This window comes from Nocardia crassostreae, from assembly GCF_001613405.1.
In the GTDB taxonomy this organism is placed as follows: domain Bacteria; phylum Actinomycetota; class Actinomycetes; order Mycobacteriales; family Mycobacteriaceae; genus Nocardia; species Nocardia crassostreae.
Genome location: NZ_BDCH01000019.1, coordinates 421,463 through 437,495 on the forward strand (window position 1 = coordinate 421,463; position 16,033 = coordinate 437,495).

At 68.0% G+C, this 16,033-nt stretch carries 18 protein-coding genes; 7 read left to right on the forward strand and 11 right to left on the reverse strand.

Annotated features, from left to right (window positions below; translation table 11 throughout):
- The first annotated feature begins 47 nt into the window (after positions 1–47).
- The gene (locus NC4_RS20900) at positions 48–722 is read left to right on the forward strand and encodes an SIMPL domain-containing protein (protein WP_067540957.1); all 675 of its coding nucleotides are present in this window, start codon (positions 48–50) and stop codon (positions 720–722) included.
- A gap of 78 nt (positions 723–800) precedes the next feature.
- On the opposite strand, the gene NC4_RS20905 is transcribed toward NC4_RS20900, so the two are convergent.
- From NC4_RS20905 to NC4_RS20920, 4 genes are all read right to left on the reverse strand, one after another.
- Positions 801–1,607 carry a hypothetical protein gene (locus NC4_RS20905; protein ID WP_157554977.1) on the reverse strand — a complete coding sequence of 269 codons (807 nt, stop codon included), beginning with the start codon at positions 1,605–1,607 and terminating at the stop codon, positions 801–803.
- A 126-nt stretch (positions 1,608–1,733) separates the two neighbouring features.
- Positions 1,734–3,200 carry a class I SAM-dependent RNA methyltransferase gene (locus tag NC4_RS20910; protein WP_218021245.1) on the reverse strand — a complete coding sequence of 489 codons (1,467 nt, stop codon included), beginning with the start codon at positions 3,198–3,200 and terminating at the stop codon, positions 1,734–1,736.
- Positions 3,200–5,185, reverse strand: coding sequence for an APC family permease (locus NC4_RS20915; RefSeq protein ID WP_067540961.1), 1,986 nt, complete (start codon positions 5,183–5,185; stop codon positions 3,200–3,202). Before NC4_RS20915 ends, NC4_RS20910 begins: the two co-directional genes overlap by 1 nt.
- Before the next feature lie 111 nt (positions 5,186–5,296).
- Positions 5,297–6,013 carry an AAA family ATPase gene (locus tag NC4_RS20920; protein ID WP_245721816.1) on the reverse strand — a complete coding sequence of 239 codons (717 nt, stop codon included), beginning with the start codon at positions 6,011–6,013 and terminating at the stop codon, positions 5,297–5,299.
- A 242-nt stretch (positions 6,014–6,255) separates the two neighbouring features.
- On the opposite strand from NC4_RS20920, the gene NC4_RS20925 reads away from it, so the two are divergent.
- Positions 6,256–6,921, forward strand: a complete 666-nt coding sequence (locus tag NC4_RS20925) for a potassium channel family protein (protein WP_067540964.1) — start codon at positions 6,256–6,258, stop codon at positions 6,919–6,921.
- 2 nt (positions 6,922–6,923) lie between these two features.
- Positions 6,924–7,613 (forward strand): potassium channel family protein, encoded by a 690-nt coding sequence (locus NC4_RS20930; RefSeq protein WP_067540965.1) that lies wholly within the window; start codon positions 6,924–6,926, stop codon positions 7,611–7,613.
- A 20-nt stretch (positions 7,614–7,633) separates the two neighbouring features.
- Here NC4_RS20930 and NC4_RS20935 read toward each other — a convergent pair whose 3' ends face one another.
- The 3 genes from NC4_RS20935 to NC4_RS20945 all read right to left on the reverse strand — a co-directional run bounded on the left by NC4_RS20935 (position 7,634) and on the right by NC4_RS20945 (position 9,679).
- On the reverse strand, positions 7,634–8,332 hold the full coding sequence (locus NC4_RS20935) for a sigma-70 family RNA polymerase sigma factor (protein WP_281186339.1): 699 nt from the start codon (positions 8,330–8,332) through the stop codon (positions 7,634–7,636).
- A 160-nt stretch (positions 8,333–8,492) separates the two neighbouring features.
- The gene (locus NC4_RS20940) at positions 8,493–9,281 is read right to left on the reverse strand and encodes a DUF3159 domain-containing protein (RefSeq protein WP_084529503.1); all 789 of its coding nucleotides are present in this window, start codon (positions 9,279–9,281) and stop codon (positions 8,493–8,495) included.
- A 5-nt stretch (positions 9,282–9,286) separates the two neighbouring features.
- Complete coding sequence (locus tag NC4_RS20945; protein WP_067540967.1) at positions 9,287–9,679, reverse strand: OB-fold nucleic acid binding domain-containing protein; 393 nt, start codon at positions 9,677–9,679, stop codon at positions 9,287–9,289.
- 164 nt (positions 9,680–9,843) lie between these two features.
- On the opposite strand from NC4_RS20945, the gene NC4_RS20950 reads away from it, so the two are divergent.
- Entirely contained in the window at positions 9,844–10,581 is a 738-nt protein-coding gene (locus tag NC4_RS20950; RefSeq protein WP_067540969.1) for an alpha/beta fold hydrolase, read from the forward strand.
- Between the two features lie 81 nt (positions 10,582–10,662).
- On the opposite strand, the gene NC4_RS20955 is transcribed toward NC4_RS20950, so the two are convergent.
- Together NC4_RS20955 and dut are read right to left on the reverse strand one after the other, a co-directional pair.
- Positions 10,663–11,538: a DUF3710 domain-containing protein gene (locus NC4_RS20955; RefSeq protein WP_067540971.1), complete on the reverse strand. Its 876-nt coding sequence runs from the start codon at positions 11,536–11,538 to the stop codon at positions 10,663–10,665.
- Between the two features lie 3 nt (positions 11,539–11,541).
- Positions 11,542–12,033 (reverse strand): dUTP diphosphatase, encoded by a 492-nt coding sequence (gene dut / locus NC4_RS20960; protein WP_067541086.1) that lies wholly within the window; start codon positions 12,031–12,033, stop codon positions 11,542–11,544.
- 79 nt (positions 12,034–12,112) lie between these two features.
- Between dut and NC4_RS20965 the strand changes: the two genes are divergently transcribed.
- Complete coding sequence (locus tag NC4_RS20965) at positions 12,113–12,586, forward strand: DUF3093 domain-containing protein (RefSeq protein WP_067541089.1); 474 nt, start codon at positions 12,113–12,115, stop codon at positions 12,584–12,586.
- A gap of 123 nt (positions 12,587–12,709) precedes the next feature.
- Here the strand turns inward: NC4_RS20965 and NC4_RS20970 are convergent, their stop codons facing one another.
- A complete protein-coding gene (locus NC4_RS20970; RefSeq protein ID WP_067540973.1) occupies positions 12,710–13,012 on the reverse strand; it encodes a DUF4193 domain-containing protein in 303 nt (100 codons plus the stop codon).
- A gap of 397 nt (positions 13,013–13,409) precedes the next feature.
- Here NC4_RS20970 and cei point away from each other — a divergent pair, with 397 nt between their 5' ends.
- Positions 13,410–14,090: an envelope integrity protein Cei gene (cei, locus tag NC4_RS20975; RefSeq protein ID WP_067540975.1), complete on the forward strand. Its 681-nt coding sequence runs from the start codon at positions 13,410–13,412 to the stop codon at positions 14,088–14,090.
- A gap of 107 nt (positions 14,091–14,197) precedes the next feature.
- On the opposite strand, the gene NC4_RS20980 is transcribed toward cei, so the two are convergent.
- Entirely contained in the window at positions 14,198–15,115 is a 918-nt protein-coding gene (locus NC4_RS20980) for an inositol monophosphatase family protein (protein ID WP_084529504.1), read from the reverse strand.
- A gap of 77 nt (positions 15,116–15,192) precedes the next feature.
- Here NC4_RS20980 and ppgK point away from each other — a divergent pair, with 77 nt between their 5' ends.
- On the forward strand, positions 15,193–15,951 hold the full coding sequence (gene ppgK / locus NC4_RS20985) for a polyphosphate--glucose phosphotransferase (RefSeq protein ID WP_067540977.1): 759 nt from the start codon (positions 15,193–15,195) through the stop codon (positions 15,949–15,951).
- The last annotated feature ends 82 nt before the right edge of the window (positions 15,952–16,033 follow it).

Here is a 16,033-nt window from a genome sequence, read left to right on the forward strand (position 1 = left end):
CGTCGGTAGCATCGGCGGGGACAGCGGAATCGAGTCAGGAGGATGGTGTGAGCAGTGGCGCGAGTTCGCTCGGCAGTATTACGACGTTCGGTTCCGGGAGTCCGAGTGCTACGCCGGATGTCATGCGGGTGACGATTTCTGTCGAGACGCGGGCGGAGTCGGTGGGGCCCGCGTATGCGGCGGCGGGGCAGCGGACCGATGCGGTGGTGAAGGTGCTGCGGGCGGATGGGGTGCAGCCGCGCGATATTTCGACGAGCGGGCTGTCCGTGCGCACCGAAACCGTATGGACGGACGGGAATCGGGAGCAGCTCGTCGGATATATCGCGACTACCTCGCTGACGGTGACGCTGCGGGATATCGGTAAGAGTTCCGGGAACGGCGGACCGGCGGAGATCATCGCGCACGCGGTGGACGCGGGCGGGGACGATGTGCGCCTCGGCGGACTGACACTGACGGTGTCCGACGAGGAGAGCTTGCTCACCCGAGCACGCGATGCCGCCTGGGATCACGCACTGGCCAAGGCCGAGCAATATGCCGCGCGCGCCGGGCGAACCGTCGGCCCGGTACTCGAGATCACCGAAAACACCTCCGGCCCATCGATACCCACGCCCCGCATGAAGTTCGCCGCCGAGAACGCCTACGCCGCAGCCGCACCCATCCCGGTCGAACTGGGCGAAAGCGAACTATCCGCCACCGTCCGCGTCACCTGGCAGCTCACCTAACCCCGGGCCTCGCCGCGAATGTGATGGTGCGGGCAAACGTCGAGAAGGTCCCTGCGCCATTACATGCAGGGCCCTCAGTCAGAGGTCTATGTGTGCAAGGAGGCTCGTCGCTCGGGCAGCGGTCAGCTGGATTCTGAAGCGGGCCGCGTCGGTTCGTGTTCGATGCGGGTGGGGGTTGTCCGAGGCGAGGAGGCGGAGGTCTCGGAGGAGGCGGGTGCCTTCGCGGACGGTGAGTCGCGCGGTGTCGACCAGGTGGCGGACGTTCTTCGTGCTGTCGAGGTCCTGGGTGCCCGCGGCGTAGGCCGTGAGGTGTTCGAGGGCGGTGCGGAGGTGCTCCTCGCAGGCGGTGTATTCGCGGCGGGCGTAGAGGTCGGTGGCCTCGCGCAGGTGGTCGAGAGGTGTTTGCTGGCCGCGTAATTCGAGTTCGGTCTCGATGAGGGCGATCTGTTCGGCCAGGTGCAGGGGGAGACGATTCGTCGGGCGCAGGCGGCAGCGGCCGGTGGCGTCGGGGCCGTCGCCGACGCGTTCGATACGTAGCTGGTAGCCGTCCGACAGCAGTGCCGCGCGTAGCTCGGGCAGCCAGGAGGGCAGGTGCTTGCGCTCCACCGACTCGCCGCGCAGGAACTTCTCGACCGTCACCTCGACCAGGTTCAGCAGCGACCGATCCGCGTCGGCATTACCGCCCAGCGCCGCCATGCGGGCCCCGTACACCGGTGTAACCAGCCGCCCCCAATAGCTTTCGGCATTCACCCACAGCTCGACCTGATACTCCGGCCGCTTGAGATCCACACTCAACAGCAGCCCCTCGAGGGAGTGAAACCGGGCCTGATCCCCATAGATCAATTCGGCCACCGACACCAGCGTCGGATCGGACAACGTAGTCATGATCATTATCTTGACAAACGCCCAACTCCCCCGCCGCCCAGCCCGTCCGCACACCTTCTCGGTACCGCGCACCCCATAGGGAGGGTGTGCGGTCGCGAGAAAAGGTGTGCAGAAGACGAATTGCGATCAGCGCTCGAGTACGGCGATGCACTCGACGTGGTGTGTCGCGGGAAACGCATCGAACACGCGCAGCCCCACCGGCGCATAACCCGCACCGCGATACAGCCCGATATCCCGCGCAAAAGTGGCCGGGTCACAACCGATATGAACGATCCGCCGCGGCCCCCGCTCGGCAAGCGCGCCGATCACATCCTTGCCCGCCCCCGCCCGCGGCGGATCCAGCACCACCACATCCGGTGCGGTCGAAGGCTGTTCGACAATCCACCGCTCCACCTGCTCGGCCCGCAACTCGACGGTTCCCAGATCCCGCAGCGCCGCTTCACCTTCGGTCACTGCCGTCCGCGAGAACTCGACACCGTGCACCGCGCCGGACGCGCCGACCCGATTGGCCAGCCGTGCGGCGAAGACGCCGATACCGCAGTAGAGATCCCAGGCCAGCGACCCCGGGCTCACATCCGCCCACTCCCCCACCACATCCGAATAGCACTGCGCTGCACCGTAATGCGGCTGCCAGAACCCCGTGGCCGACAGCTCCCACCGCCGCCCCGAGACATACTGCACGGCCCGACCACTACCCTCGACCACCCGCTCCGCCCGCACACTGTGCGCTGCCGAACGCCGCGCGGCCGTACTCCGGCGATCCCCGCCACCGCGCCGATCCCGGCCGGGGCGGCCCGCACCATGCCACCCGCCACCCCGATCCTCTTCCGGCGGAGCCAGTTCGACGATATGCCGAACCCCATCGCCATCCATCGCCACCACGAGATCCGCCCCCGGCGTCCACTCCCGATCGGCGATCCCCGCCATCGCCCCTGCCATCGGCTGTGGACACCGCAGATCCGCGATGACCTCCGTCCCGCGATACCTGTGCACCCCGGCCCGGCCCTGCCCATCGACCACCAGCCGCACCCGCGACCGCCAGCCGCCCGAATGCGCCACCGGCACAATGTCGCCCGCACTCGGTGCGCCGTTCCCCGGACCGGCACCGCGCACGGAGAATCCCACCCCGCGCGCCACACCGCCCACACCGAGCCCGGTGCGACGTCCGCCCACCCCGCCGGTCCGCCGCACCGCAGCGGGGTAATCGGCGACCGCCGGAATCTCCTCGACCACGAACTCCGGTTCCCACCCCGCGAGCCGCCGCAGCTGCTCCGCCACCACCGCGGCCTTCAGCTGCCGCTGGGCTTCGGGTGTGGCGAAGGAGAAGTCGCAACAACCCGCACCGCCGGGCCCCGATACCGGACAGGTCGCCGGTACACGGTCGGCCGATGCCTCCAGAATCTCGACAGCGTCGGCGCGGCAGAACGATCCCCCGCGATCCTCCGTGACGATCGCCCGCACCAACTCCCCCGGCAGCCCGTGCCGCACGAACAGCACGCGGCCTTCGTGCCGCGCCACACAGAACCCCCCGTGTCCGGGCGCCCCCAGCCGGACCTCGACAACCGTTCCGCGCCAATCCTCTCCGGAGCTCACTACTCGTCTCCGAAGCCGCGACGGACGGAGCCGGGGGCGTTGACGGCGCGGGGTTGGGCGGCTTTGGCGGAGGAGCTGAGTTGCCAGGGGACGCTGGTGACCATGACGCCGGGTTCGAAGAGGAGGCGGCCCTTGAGGCGGAGGGCGGACTGGTTGTGGAGGAGTTGTTCCCACCAGTGGCCTACGACGTATTCGGGGATGAAGACGGTGACGACGTCGCGGGGGGCGTCCTTGCGGAGGCGTTTGACGTAGTCGATGACGGGCTTGGTGATTTCGCGGTAGGGGGATTCGATCACTTTGAGGGGGACGGCGATATCGCTGATCTCCCATTCGCGGACCAGGGCGCGGGTGTCGGGCTCGTCCACGTTGACGGTGATGGCCTCGAGGGTGTCGGGGCGGGTGGCGCGGGCGTAGGACAGGGCGCGCTTGGTGGGGAGGTGCAGTTTGGAGACCAGGACGATGGAGTGGGTGCGGCTGGGCAGCACCCCGTCCCAGTCGGATTCGTCGAGCTCGTGCGCCACCGTGTCGTAGTGGCGGCGAATCATTTTCATGAGCACGAAGATGGCGCCCATGGTGACGATGGCGATCCACGCGCCCGCCAGGAACTTGGTGACGAGCACGATGATCAGCACGATCGCGGTCATGGTGAGACCGATGGCATTGATCACCCGCGAGCGCTTCATGCGCGACCGCTGCGCCGGATCGGTCTCGGTGCGCAGCAGTCGCCTCCAATGCCGCAGCATGCCGGTCTGGCTCAGCACGAAGGAGACGAACACGCCGACGATGTAGAGCTGGATGAGCTTGGTCACCTCGGCGCCGAACATGACCACGAAGGCGATAGCCGCGCCCGCCAGGAACAGAATGCCGTTGCTGAACGCCAGTCGGTCACCGCGAGTGTGCAACTGGCGCGGCAGGAATCGATCCTGCGCCAGGATCGAACCGAGCACCGGGAAGCCGTTGAACGCGGTATTGGCCGCCAGCACCAGGATGAGCGCAGTGACGATGGTGATGAAGTAGAACCCGGCCGGGAAACCGCGGAACACCGCATCGGCCAGCTGTGCGATGAGCGTCTTCTGCTCGTAGCCCGCGGGCGCGCCGATCAGATCGGAGGTGTTGTGCGCGTACACGACGCCGACCTTCTGAGTGAGCACGATCATGCCCATGAACAAGGTGATCGCGATCCCACCCAGCAGCAGCAGCGTGGTCGCGGCATTGCGGGACTTGGGCTTGCGGAACGCCGGAACGCCATTGCTGATGGCCTCCACACCGGTCAGCGCCGCACATCCGGAGGAGAACGCGCGCGCGATCAGGAAGACGAACGCGATACCGAACAGATGCTCTTCCTCGGCCTTCAGCCCGAACCCGTAGGACTCGGCGTGCACCTCCTCGCCGAGCAGCCCGATGCGGGTGTAGCCCCACAGCAGCATGATGAACATGCCGATCATGAAGGCGTAGGTGGGTATCGCGAACATGGTCCCGGATTCCCGCACCCCGCGCAGATTCATGGCGGTCAGCACCACGATCGCCACCACCGCGAACAACACCTTGTGCATCGCCACGAACGGAATGGCCGACCCGATATTCGAGGCCGCCGACGAAATCGACACCGCCACGGTGAGCACATAGTCCACCAGCAGCGCACTGCCCACCGTCAGACCGGCGGTGGGCCCAAGGTTCTTGGTCGCCACCTCGTAATCGCCGCCACCGGACGGATAGGCGTGCACGTTCTGCCGGTAGCTCGCAACCACGACCGCCATCACCAGCGCCACCGCGATACCCACCCAGGGCGCGTACACGTACGCCGACAACCCGGCCATCGAGAGCACCAGGAAGATCTCCTCGGGCGCGTACGCCACCGACGACAGCGCGTCGGACGCGAACACGGGGAGCGCGATCCGTTTGGGGAGCAGCGTGTGCCCTAGGGAATCGCTACGGAAGGGGCGGCCCACCAGCATGCGCTTGGCAGCCGTCGTCAACTTCGACACTTTAGGCAGCATAAGGGAGCCCGAGACCGGTCGTGGCCACGGCGCGGTGTGACGACACATTCCGGCTATCACCGGCGGGTGGCATCGGTCACCGCACCCGGGCGGCCGCGCTCACTCCCGGTCGACCAGGTGCCGCAGGAACCGGTCCGGTTGGGCGAGAAAGTCTCTGGTCAGCCGGACCGGCAGAGCCTGATCGAAGCCGACCTCGTCGACCTCGCCGTCCTCGTCGATCTCGTAGATGGTCGCGCCGGGCAGGGCGAGCAGAATCGGCGAATGGGTGGCGACCACGAACTGGCACCCCCGCCGGGACAGATCCGCCAGCAGCGCCAGCACGGTCATGCAGCCGCGCGGTGACAGCGCCGCCTCCGGCTCGTCCAGCAGGTACAGCCCGTTCGGATAGAAGCGCAGCCGCATGAGGTCGATGAAGGATTCGCCGTGCGAACGCTCGTGCGGCGACACTCCGCCGAAGACCGCCAGCTGCACCGATCCGAGGTTCTCGGTCTCGGTGGCCACGTTGTAGTACGACTCGGCCTGCAGGAAGAACCGGCTGCGCGGTTTGTCCACACCCCACTTCAGCCGCAGATGCGCGCCGAGTTCCGATTCGGTCGAGCGGGTGGCGAAGTTGTAGTTCTGGCTGCCGCCTTCCGGATTCATTCCGGCGGCCACGGCCATGGCCTCCACCAATGTCGATTTCCCGCTGCCGTTCTCGCCGACCAGAAAGGTGACCCCCGGCGCCAGGGCGAGACCCTCGCCACGCGCGAGCCACGTCACCACGGGCAGATCGAACGGATACCCCTCCCGCTCGGCGGCGTCCGGGGCGAATGCCACCTCTCGAATGAAACCGAACGTTTTGGCAGCCCTACGCACACCACATCCTACGTGCGCGGGACCGCCGCGCAGCCGAGCGCGCGAGGTCGTACGGTGACAGGTGAACACGGTGACTTTTCTCCGTTTCGGTTTGACCGAGGACCGGAGGGGGAAAGTGCCTCGGGAAAAACTCGAACGGTACGGTTGCTGCCCGGACAAGCAACCAGACCGCACATACGGTTTTCGGGAATGGGGTTCGCACGGTGTACGTAGTGATCATGGGGTGTGGACGAGTGGGCTCCTCACTAGCGCGCGCCCTGGTCCGCATCGGCCACGAGGTCGCGGTGATCGATCAGAACTCCAGCGCGTTCCTGCGCCTGGGCCGTGACTTCCCCGGCCTGTGCGTCACCGGCGTCGGCTTCGACCGGGATGTGCTGACCCGCGCCGGAATCGAGAAGGCCGGGGCCTTCGCCGCGGTCTCCTCCGGCGACAACTCCAATATCATCTCCGCCCGCGTGGCCCGCGAGACCTTCGGCGTGGAGCGTGTGGTGGCCCGCATCTACGACGCCAAGCGCGCCGCCGTCTACGAGCGCCTGGGCATCCCGACGATTGCCACCGTGCCGTGGACGACCGACAGGTTCCTACGCACCCTGGTCTCGGATCAGTCCACCACCACCTGGCGCGATCCCACGGGCACGGTCGCCGTCACCGAGCTCGTCCTGCACGACGAGTGGTACGGGCGCACCATCAAATCCCTGGAGAGCGCCATCGGCGCGCGCGTGGCCTTCCTGATCCGCTTCGGCCAGGGCGTGCTGCCCAATGGCAAGACCATGCTGCAAGCCGATGACGTGGTCTACATCGCCGCCACCTCCGGCACCGTCGGCGAGGCCGTCGCACTGGCCGGTAATCCCCCCGCGAGCGAGGACTGATCATGAAGGTAGCCATTGCGGGCGCCGGCGCCGTCGGCCGATCCATCGCGCAGGAACTGCTACGCGGCGGTCACGCCGTCATGCTGCTGGAACGCCGCCTCGACCACATCGATCCCGCCAGCGCGCCCACCGCGGTGTGGACCCACGCCGACGCCTGCGAGCTGGAGACCCTGGAAGAGGCGGGCCTGGAAACCTATGACGTGGTCATCGCCGCCACCGGCGACGACAAGGTGAATCTGGTGTTCAGCCTGCTCGCCAAGACCGAGTTCGGGGTCGGGCGCGTGGTGGCGCGAGTGAACGATCCGCGCAACGAATGGCTCTTCGACACCTCCTGGGGCGTCGATGTCGCCGTGTCGACCCCGCGCCTGCTGGCCTCGCTGGTCGAGGAGGCGGTGTCGGTCGGCGATCTGGTGCGACTCATGACGCTGCGACAGGGTCAGGCCAACCTGGTCGAGATCACCCTGCCCACCGATACGCCGTTGGCGGGCAAGGCCGTCGGCAGGCTCAAGCTGCCGCGCGACGCCGCCCTGGTGACCATTCTGCGTGGCGGGCGCGTCATCGTGCCGCAGTCCGACGATCCCCTGGAAGGAGAGGACGAACTGCTGTTCGTGGCCTCCGTGGAAGCCGAGGACGATCTACGGAAAGCCCTCGGCGTCAACGGTTTCGGTAGTACGGTCGACGCCTCCGCCTGAACTCGGCGGCGCGCCCCGCATCAGGACGCGGCCCGCAGTTCGGCGCGCAGCTTGTTCAGCGCCCGATGCTGCATGACCCGGACCACCCCCGGGCTGGTGCCGATGGCCTCGGCGGTCTGCGCCGCGGTCCAGCCCAGCACGATGCGCATGACCAGCACCTCGCGGTGGGTGGGCGCCAGCACCTTCATGAGTTCCCGTGTGGCCCGCCGGGTTTCGGACGCCAGCGCCCGCTCTTCCGGTCCGGCCTCCGTCTCCGGGGTATCCGGGAACTCGGCCACCGGATAGGCCGGGTGCAGCTGCGCCCTGCGGAACGCGTCGGCGACCTTGTTGGCCGAGATGCCGTACACGAATGCCAGGAACGACTTGCCCTGATCCCGGTAGCGCGGGATGGCCTGCACGGTGGCCAGGCAGATCTCCTGCGCCACATCGTCGGCCGTCACGTGCAGATGCGCCGAACCGCCCATGCGCGCCGCGCAGTAGCGGCGGACCAGCGGGTAGACGATCTTGAGGATCTCCGACACCGCCTCCCGGTCGCCACCCGCGGCCGGGCCGATCAGCTTGTCCAATTCCGCGGCCGCGCGCCGGGATTCCGACGTCGCCGCGCTGTTCTTGTTTCCCCGCCCCGCCTGGTGCCGACGTGCGGCCGCACTCTGCGTCGTCGCACCGCGCCCCACGCCACGGTCCTGCGACTCCGCTACTGCCTTGCCGTCGGTAACCAACTCCCCGATCCTTTCGCCGTTTCGTCTCAAGACGATCGTGCTCGGATCGGGGCCCTCGAAATAGGCACCCCAGGGGTGGGTATGACACCCCCTCTTCACCCCTAATGCCCCCGAAGGTGTTGCGCGGTGGCAGTTTAACGCGATAAAGCGCTGGTTGTGGTCAGTTCGCGGCGGATTCCGCGGACTTGGACGCGGGCAAATGCCCGGCCCGGCGCACCGCCCACACCGTGACCACCAGCGCCACCGCCGTCAGCGGCCAGCCCATGCCGATGCGGGCCGCGGCCAGCCAGCCGGTGCTGTCGGAGTCGTAGAGGTGGTTCTGCACCAGGTAGCGGGCCGCGAACACCACCGCCCACACCGCGGTCGCGAGATCGTATAGTCGCACCGCCCGGCGATCGGAGCGCCAATCGTTGCCGTGCCCGTTCAACACGCCCCAGATGACGCCCGCCAGCGGCCAGCGCACCAGCAGCGATATCAGGAACACGCCCGCGTACACGAGGCTGGCGTAGATGCCGAACAGGAAGAACCCCTTGGCCTCCCCCACCCGGTTGGCGATCAACGCGCACACCCCGACGCCGAGGAATCCGGAGATGGCGGGCTGCACCGGATCCTTGCGGATGATGCGCCACACCAGAATCGCCGTAGCCACCCCCAGCGCCGCCCAGATGGCCGTGGTGAGCCCGCGCCAGGTATTGACAGGCACGAAGACCAGTACGGGCAGTGAGGAGTAGATCAGGCCGCTGAAACCGCCGAGCTGTTCGAGCAGGGTCTGCTCGGCCGCCTCCTCCCGGGCTTCCTCGAGCTCCTCGGCGAGCAGTTCGGCTTCGGCCGCGGCCAGTTCGTTCTCCAGGAGTGCGGAGCCTTCCAGCTCTGCGGGACCTTCGGGGGGCTCGTCTTTCGCAAGGCGGCCGGTGCGGCCCTCGTCATTGCTGCTGGCAGGTATCGGCATAGGTGTCAGGAGCTCTCGCGGAGTTCGTAGTAGGGATTGAAGATGACCTTGCCCCCGGCGCGTTCGCCGATGCGGCCGCGGACCAGGATACGACGTCCCGGCTCGATTCCGGGGATGCGGCGACGCCCGATCCAGACCAGCGACACGCTGTCGGTCCCGTCGAAGAACTCCGCTTGGATTTCCGCGCCCGCCGCCTTGGGACAGGCCTCCACACTCCGGAGGCGACCCAGCATGGTGACTTCCTCACCGCGCCGACATTGCGATGCGTGGCAGGCGCCCGACGCTTCCGACGTCTCGGCCAGCTCCTCCGCATCCAGACGATCCAGGTCCTCGGTCAATCGGCGGCTCAGCCGCCGGAAATAGCCCGAGGGTGTGTCCTTCCCACCCGTGGATGGCATCTCGCACGCTCTCCAATAGAGCAGACGGCGTGGGTCTCACGTCGTTGTTTCTTTCCACACGCCTGGGTGGGTTCGTTACCCGAAGGAGGCTGTGGCCGTACACCGCCACTGTAGAGGGGTCGGCCCGCACTCGCCACGCGCGCCCGCCGCAGTACGCTCGGCCGGTGCCCGATCTACCACTTCCGGCGGCCGACCTGGCGCGTCCGCGAATAGCTGTCGCCTTGCCCGGGACCGGCTCCGATGCCCATTTCGCCGCGCGCGCCTTCGGACCGGCCTGCGCCGCAATGGAAATCACATTCCGGGCGGTGGATCCGGACCCGCGGCGGGTCATCGGCAGCTATCGCGACGCACTGGACGAGGCCGCGCGATCCGGGCCGGTGCTGATCGCGGGCATCTCGCTGGGCGCGGCGGTGGCCGTCGAATGGGCCGCCGAGCACCCGGAATCGGTCTTCGGGGTGGTCGCCGCGCTGCCCGCCTGGACCGGCGCGGACACCACCGGCTGCCCGGCCGCGCTGAGCGCCGCCGCCACCGCCGCGGCGCTGCGCGCGGACGGACTCGAGGCCGTGATCGACGGCATGCGCGCCTCCAGCCCGGCCTGGCTGGCCGCGGCCCTCACCCGCTCCTGGCGGTCCCAATGGCCGCATCTGCCCGCGGCTTTGGCGGAGGCCGCCGTCTACGGCTGGCCCGAGGCCGAGGTGTTGACGAGCATCACAGCGCCGGTCTCGATCGTCGGCGCGATCGACGATCCGGTGCACCCGATCGAGGTGGCCAAGCAGTGGGCCGCGCTCATCCCCTGGGCCGAGCTGCACTCGATCACGCTGGGCGAACTCGGCGCAGACCCGGCGGTCCTGGGCGCTCGTGGCATACCGCCGCTCCTCGCCCGCGCGGCCGAGACCACCTGACGGCCGAACCCCTGAACTGCCCCCAATCCCCCTAAAAGCAAACGACCTTCGCTTCCCGTCCGGGAGGCGAAGGTCGTTTTTCTAGTTGAGCCCCAGTTGCTGCATGGCCGAACCGTCGGCGCCGCGGCGCGGGGGTTCGGGCGGCTGCTGCGACTGGATACCCGGCTGCTGCCCGGTCTGCATGGCGGCCAGCTGGGCGGCCACGGCCTGCTGCTGCGCCTGCAACTGCTGCTGATGCGCGGCGGCCAGCTGATCGGCCAGCTCCTGGGGCAGTACCACCGGCAGCGGTTCGCGCACCGGCAGCGGTTCGTCACCGCGGCGGACCACCGTCTCGCCGAGAATGGCGCGGGCGGCGGCCACCAGCGGCTGCCCGTCGTCTGCCGCCCCGGACGGACCGGCGGCCACCAGGCGCACCATCCAGCGGTAGCCGTCCACACCGATGAAGCGCAGATCCGCGCCCTCGGTGACGGCGTGCAGCTCCCGCCCCCACGGACCGTTCTGCACCGAGACGGTGGCGCCGTCCTTGCGCAGGGTGTCCGCGAGATCCATGGCGACCGAACGCCATTGGCCCGCGGTCTTGGGCGCGGCGTACGCGGCCACGGTGATGCGGCCGTGCTGGGTGGCCAGGTGCACCGCCTGCGGCGCGCCCTCCGGGGTCATCTCCACCTGCAGCTGCCCGCCCGGCGGGACCGGCAGGATGACCGAACCCAGATCGAGACGCTGATCGGCTATACCGGCCAGCCGGTCGGCGACGTCCTCGTAGTTGTGCGGGCCCATACGCGGCGTGTCGTCGCCCGAGGGGGCCCGGAGTTCGTACTCCGACTCGTCGTAGTCCGCATCGTCGTAGTCGTCGTCGTACTCGGATTCGTCGTAATCCTCGTCGTATTCGACGTACTCGTCGTCGTACTGCCGCGCGGGTTCCTCCGCGCCGTCCTTGCGCTTCTTTCTACCGAACATCCCTCATGCCTCCTTGCCAGCCCCACCGGACTCCGCCGCGGTCAGGCTGGCGTGCCCACCGCTGGATCCGTATCCTCCTGCGCCGCGCTCGGTTTCGTCGAGCGTGTCGACCTCCACGAAATCGACCAGCTCCACCTTCTGTACCAGCAACTGGGCAATGCGGTCGCCGCGGCGGAGCTCGATGGGCGTGCGCGGATCATGATTGATCAGGCACACCTTGATCTCGCCGCGATAGCCCGCATCGACCGTGCCGGGGGTATTGACGACCGAAAGCCCGGCCTTGGCAGCCAGACCCGACCGCGGGTGGATCAACCCGACGGTCCCGATCGGGAGCGCGACCGCGATGCCGGTCCCGACCAGCACCCGCTCCCCCGGTTCGATGATGACGTCCTCGGTGGTGCACAGGTCCACGCCCGCGTCGCCCTCGTGAGCGCGCGTCGGTACGGGGATGCCGGGATCGAGCCGCAGCAGGGGGATGGATGGAATACCGGTCACGTAGGCCGAGCCTACGCGCTCGGCACCGCACACCTTGACTTAGTCTGATGTCGTGTCCGACCAGCCCCCTCAGGTGACCATGGAACCTCAGCAGCAGACCACCGCCCACTACACCGAGCGCCTCTGGGTGCCGCTGTGGTGGTGGCCGGTGGCATTGGGCGTCGCGGGATTGATGGCGGCCGAAATCCACATGGGCGCACCCGGTTTGCGCGCCTGGCTGCCGTATGCGGTGCTGTTCCCGATCGCGATCTGGGTGCTGCTGTGGATGTCGCGCCACAAGGTGGAGGTCGTGCCCGACGCGTCCGGCACGCCGGAATTGCGCGTGGACCGCGCCCACCTGCCCGCCACCTTCATTGCCAAGGCGGCGGCGGTGCCGGTGAGTGCGAAGAGCGCGGCACTGGGCCGCCAACTCGATCCCGCCGTGTATGTCCAGCATCGCGGCTGGGTGGGCCCCCTGGTGTTGCTCGTTCTCGATGATCCCGACGATCCGACTCCGTACTGGCTGGTCAGTACGCGTCATCCCGACAAGATCATGGCAGCGCTCGGTCTCTGAAACACCTCGCGGTTGCGAGATATCCGCCGGGCCGCGCTGCGTGGCCCGGCAATATCCTGACCGCGCTCGGCGTGCCGAGCGCGGGCTGTCGGATATACCTTCTTCAGGGCTGCGCGCCTGGGCTCAGGCCGCGCAGTCCATGCAAATCAGCTGGCCGCCGCTTTCGGTGGCGAGCCGGCTGCGGTGGTGCACCAAGAAGCAGCTCGAACAGGTGAACTCGTCGGCCTGCTTCGGGATCACCCGAACCGAGAGCACCTCCTCGGACAGGTCCGCGCCGGGAAGCTCGAACGACTCCGCGGTATCGGATTCGTCGATATCCACGACGGCGGACGCGGCCTCGTTGCGACGAGCCTTCAGCTCCTCGAGCGAGTCCTCCGACGGTTCGTCGGTTTCACTGCGCCGCGGTGCGTCATAGTCGGTTGCCATGTCGTCTTCCCCTCGTCCTTACTCCGTATATCCCGGACCGGCTCACCTGTGCCCGATTCCTGCCGGAATCGAGCGCGGGTGTGCCGCCCCGCCCGTGGTGTACGTCACGCGTACACCGGTCACCGATCGGGCCGGATGCTTGTGATCCGCACCGGATCGCGCTCGGTCAACGCAGGACATGCCCTTGTTGTTCCCGAAATCGACCCCCCGATTCAACCCGGGCGATACGATCTGGGCCGCCAGACAATAGCGGACCCCTGCGCAAAAGTCGCAATCAAAACACTCGCGACTCGAAACTGAGGGGCAATCGTCACCGACGAGGTAACACTCCGAGACCTTCACCGGACTTACCGAGACCTTCCACGCGTTGACCGCGACGTTTTCGTAGAGTCATGGCGTGGTTTCACTGATCACCCAAGGCAAATCGACCGATCCCCACAGCGGGCGGCCGTTCATCCGGCGACGGTGGGAGCCGTGGGCGGCCATGGTGGGCGTCATAGCCCTGATCTGCGTCGGCGTGTGGTTTCGCGCCCTGACCCAGACCGAGGCCGATACCGGCGTCATTGCGTGCAACTCGCCCAGCCCCGCCGCCAACGCCTCCAGCACCGCGGCAGTGCCGCTCGGGACTCGGCAGTCGCCGTCCCGGTTACGCGATGTGGAGCCAGCCGCGCTGGCGCAGGCCAAGGTCCGGGTGTTCAATGCCAACGGGCAGCGCGGGCGGGCCGCGCACGTGGCCTCCGAACTGGGCGATCTCGGTTTCGCCAGCGCGCCGGACGTACAGGTCGGCAATGATCCGGTCTACGTGAACGGCGATCTGGAGTGCGCGGGGCAGATCCGTTTCGGCGTGAAGGGGCGTCCGGCGGCGGCGTCGGTGCAGCTGGTCATGCCGTGCGCGGAGCTCATCGAGGATTCGCGCGAGGACGACAGCGTGGATCTGGTGCTCGGTTCACTGTTCCGTGACCTGCGGCCGAGCACCGATGCCGAGGAGGTGCTGCGGTCGCTGAAGAATCCGACGCCCGGCAGCGCGCCCGCTATCGACTCCAAGCTGCTGGAGGCGGCGCGGCACGCCAAGTGCTGAGCCCGGGGCCCGGAAAACCGCAGTCACCGTGACCGATTCGTGAATCGCCGCGTCCTGTTCGGGCGCGGCGATTACTTTTCGGTCCGTCCGGTCTGTCTACCCGGCTGTCAGGGTTCCGGGATAGGGGTGATGACATACAGGCGCTCGAACAGACCGATCAGTTCGTCTGCGATACCGTGGGCGACGGCCACCACCAGCTCACCCGCCCGGCCCGGGACGTCCGGGGCGGGAACACGCAGGCGGGCGCCCGCCTCGGCGGCGATGAGCGCGCCCGCAGCCCAGTCCCACAGGTTCAGGCCGTGCTCGTAATGGGCGTCCACCCGGCCCTCGGCGACCATGCACAGGTCCAGGGCCGCCGAGCCGATGCGGCGGATGTCGCGCACGTACGGCAACACCTGGGCGACCAGCTCGCCCTGCCGGGTGCGGCGCTTGTCGCCGTAGGCGAAGCCGGTGGCCACCAAAGCCATGGACGCCGCCTCGACCTCGTTGCAGCGCAGCGGGATCGGTTCGGCACCCGGTTCGGTGCGATGCGCGCCCTGGCCCAGCCCGGCGCTGTAGGTGACGCCGTGCGCGACATCGGCGACGGCGCCCGCGACCGAGCGCCCGCCCCGCACGGCCGCCACCGAGACCGAGTAGGCCGGGATGCCGTAGACGAAGTTGACGGTGCCGTCGATGGGATCCACGACCCAGTGCACGGCCTCCGGATCCGCGGCCAGGGTGCCGCCGTCCTCCTCGCCCAGCACGTGGTCACCGGGGCGTAGCTCGGCGACCAATTTTCGGACCAACTGCTCGGTTTCGGTGTCGACTATGGTGACCGGATCGGTCGGGGTGCTCTTGGACTGCACGGCGCCGGTCTCCCGCGCGCCCGGGCCGAAAACCTCGGGTCGGCGCGCACGCACATGGGCTGCGGCGGTCTCGGCCAGATGGACCGCCACCCGGCGCAGTTCGACGATCTCGGCCCCGTTGGGGATCATGGTGGTGTTCGATGCGGTGGACGTGAAATCGGATTCCGGCACGAGGTCCATCGCAGCACAGATCCGGCACGCCGCGCATTAGGCTTGTCGTGCACGACACAGCTCATAAGGGAGAACGAGGAGTCTTCATGGCCGCTCGGGGGCAGGCGTTCGGGATCGACATCGGTGGTAGCGGTGTCAAGGGTGGCTTGGTCGATCTGGCCACCGGCGATCTCGTGCACGAGCGGATCAAGATTCCGACACCGCAGCCGTCCACGCCGAACGCGGTGGCGGAGACGGTGGCCAAGCTCGTCGCCCAAGCCGCTTGGGACGGACCGGTCGGCATTACCCTGCCGAGCGTGGTCATCGACGGCACGGTCCGCACGGCCGCCAATATCGACAAGAACTGGATCGGCACCGATGCCCGCAATCTGTTCTCCGAGGCCCTGGGCGGCCGCGAGGTGACGGTGCTCAATGACGCCGACGCCGCCGGACTCGCCGAGGACCGCTACGGCGCGGCAAAGGAACTCACCGGTTTGGTGGTACTGCTCACCTTCGGCACCGGTATCGGATCGGCAGTGATGTATCACGGCACGCTGGTGCCCAATACCGAACTCGGGCACATGGAGGTCGGCGGTATGGAGGCCGAGCACCGGGCCGCCGCGTCCATCAAGGATCGCGACGATCTGACCTACGAACAGTGGGCGGCGGAGGTCTCCAAGGTGCTGGTCACCATTGAAAACCTGTTCTGGCCGAATGTGTTCGTGGCCGGTGGCGGGATCAGTCGTGACTACCGCGAATGGATTCCTTTGCTCACCAATAGGACCCCCGTCGTCGCGGCCGATTTGAAGAACTCCGCGGGCATCGTCGGCGCCGCGATGGCCGTGTCTGCCGGTATCGCGCCATGAGCATGCTGGTTCGATCGTTACAATGGCACAGTCCGGCGGTGAGCCGGTGAAACCAACCCGGCACTCGCGCCGGTTCCCCCCC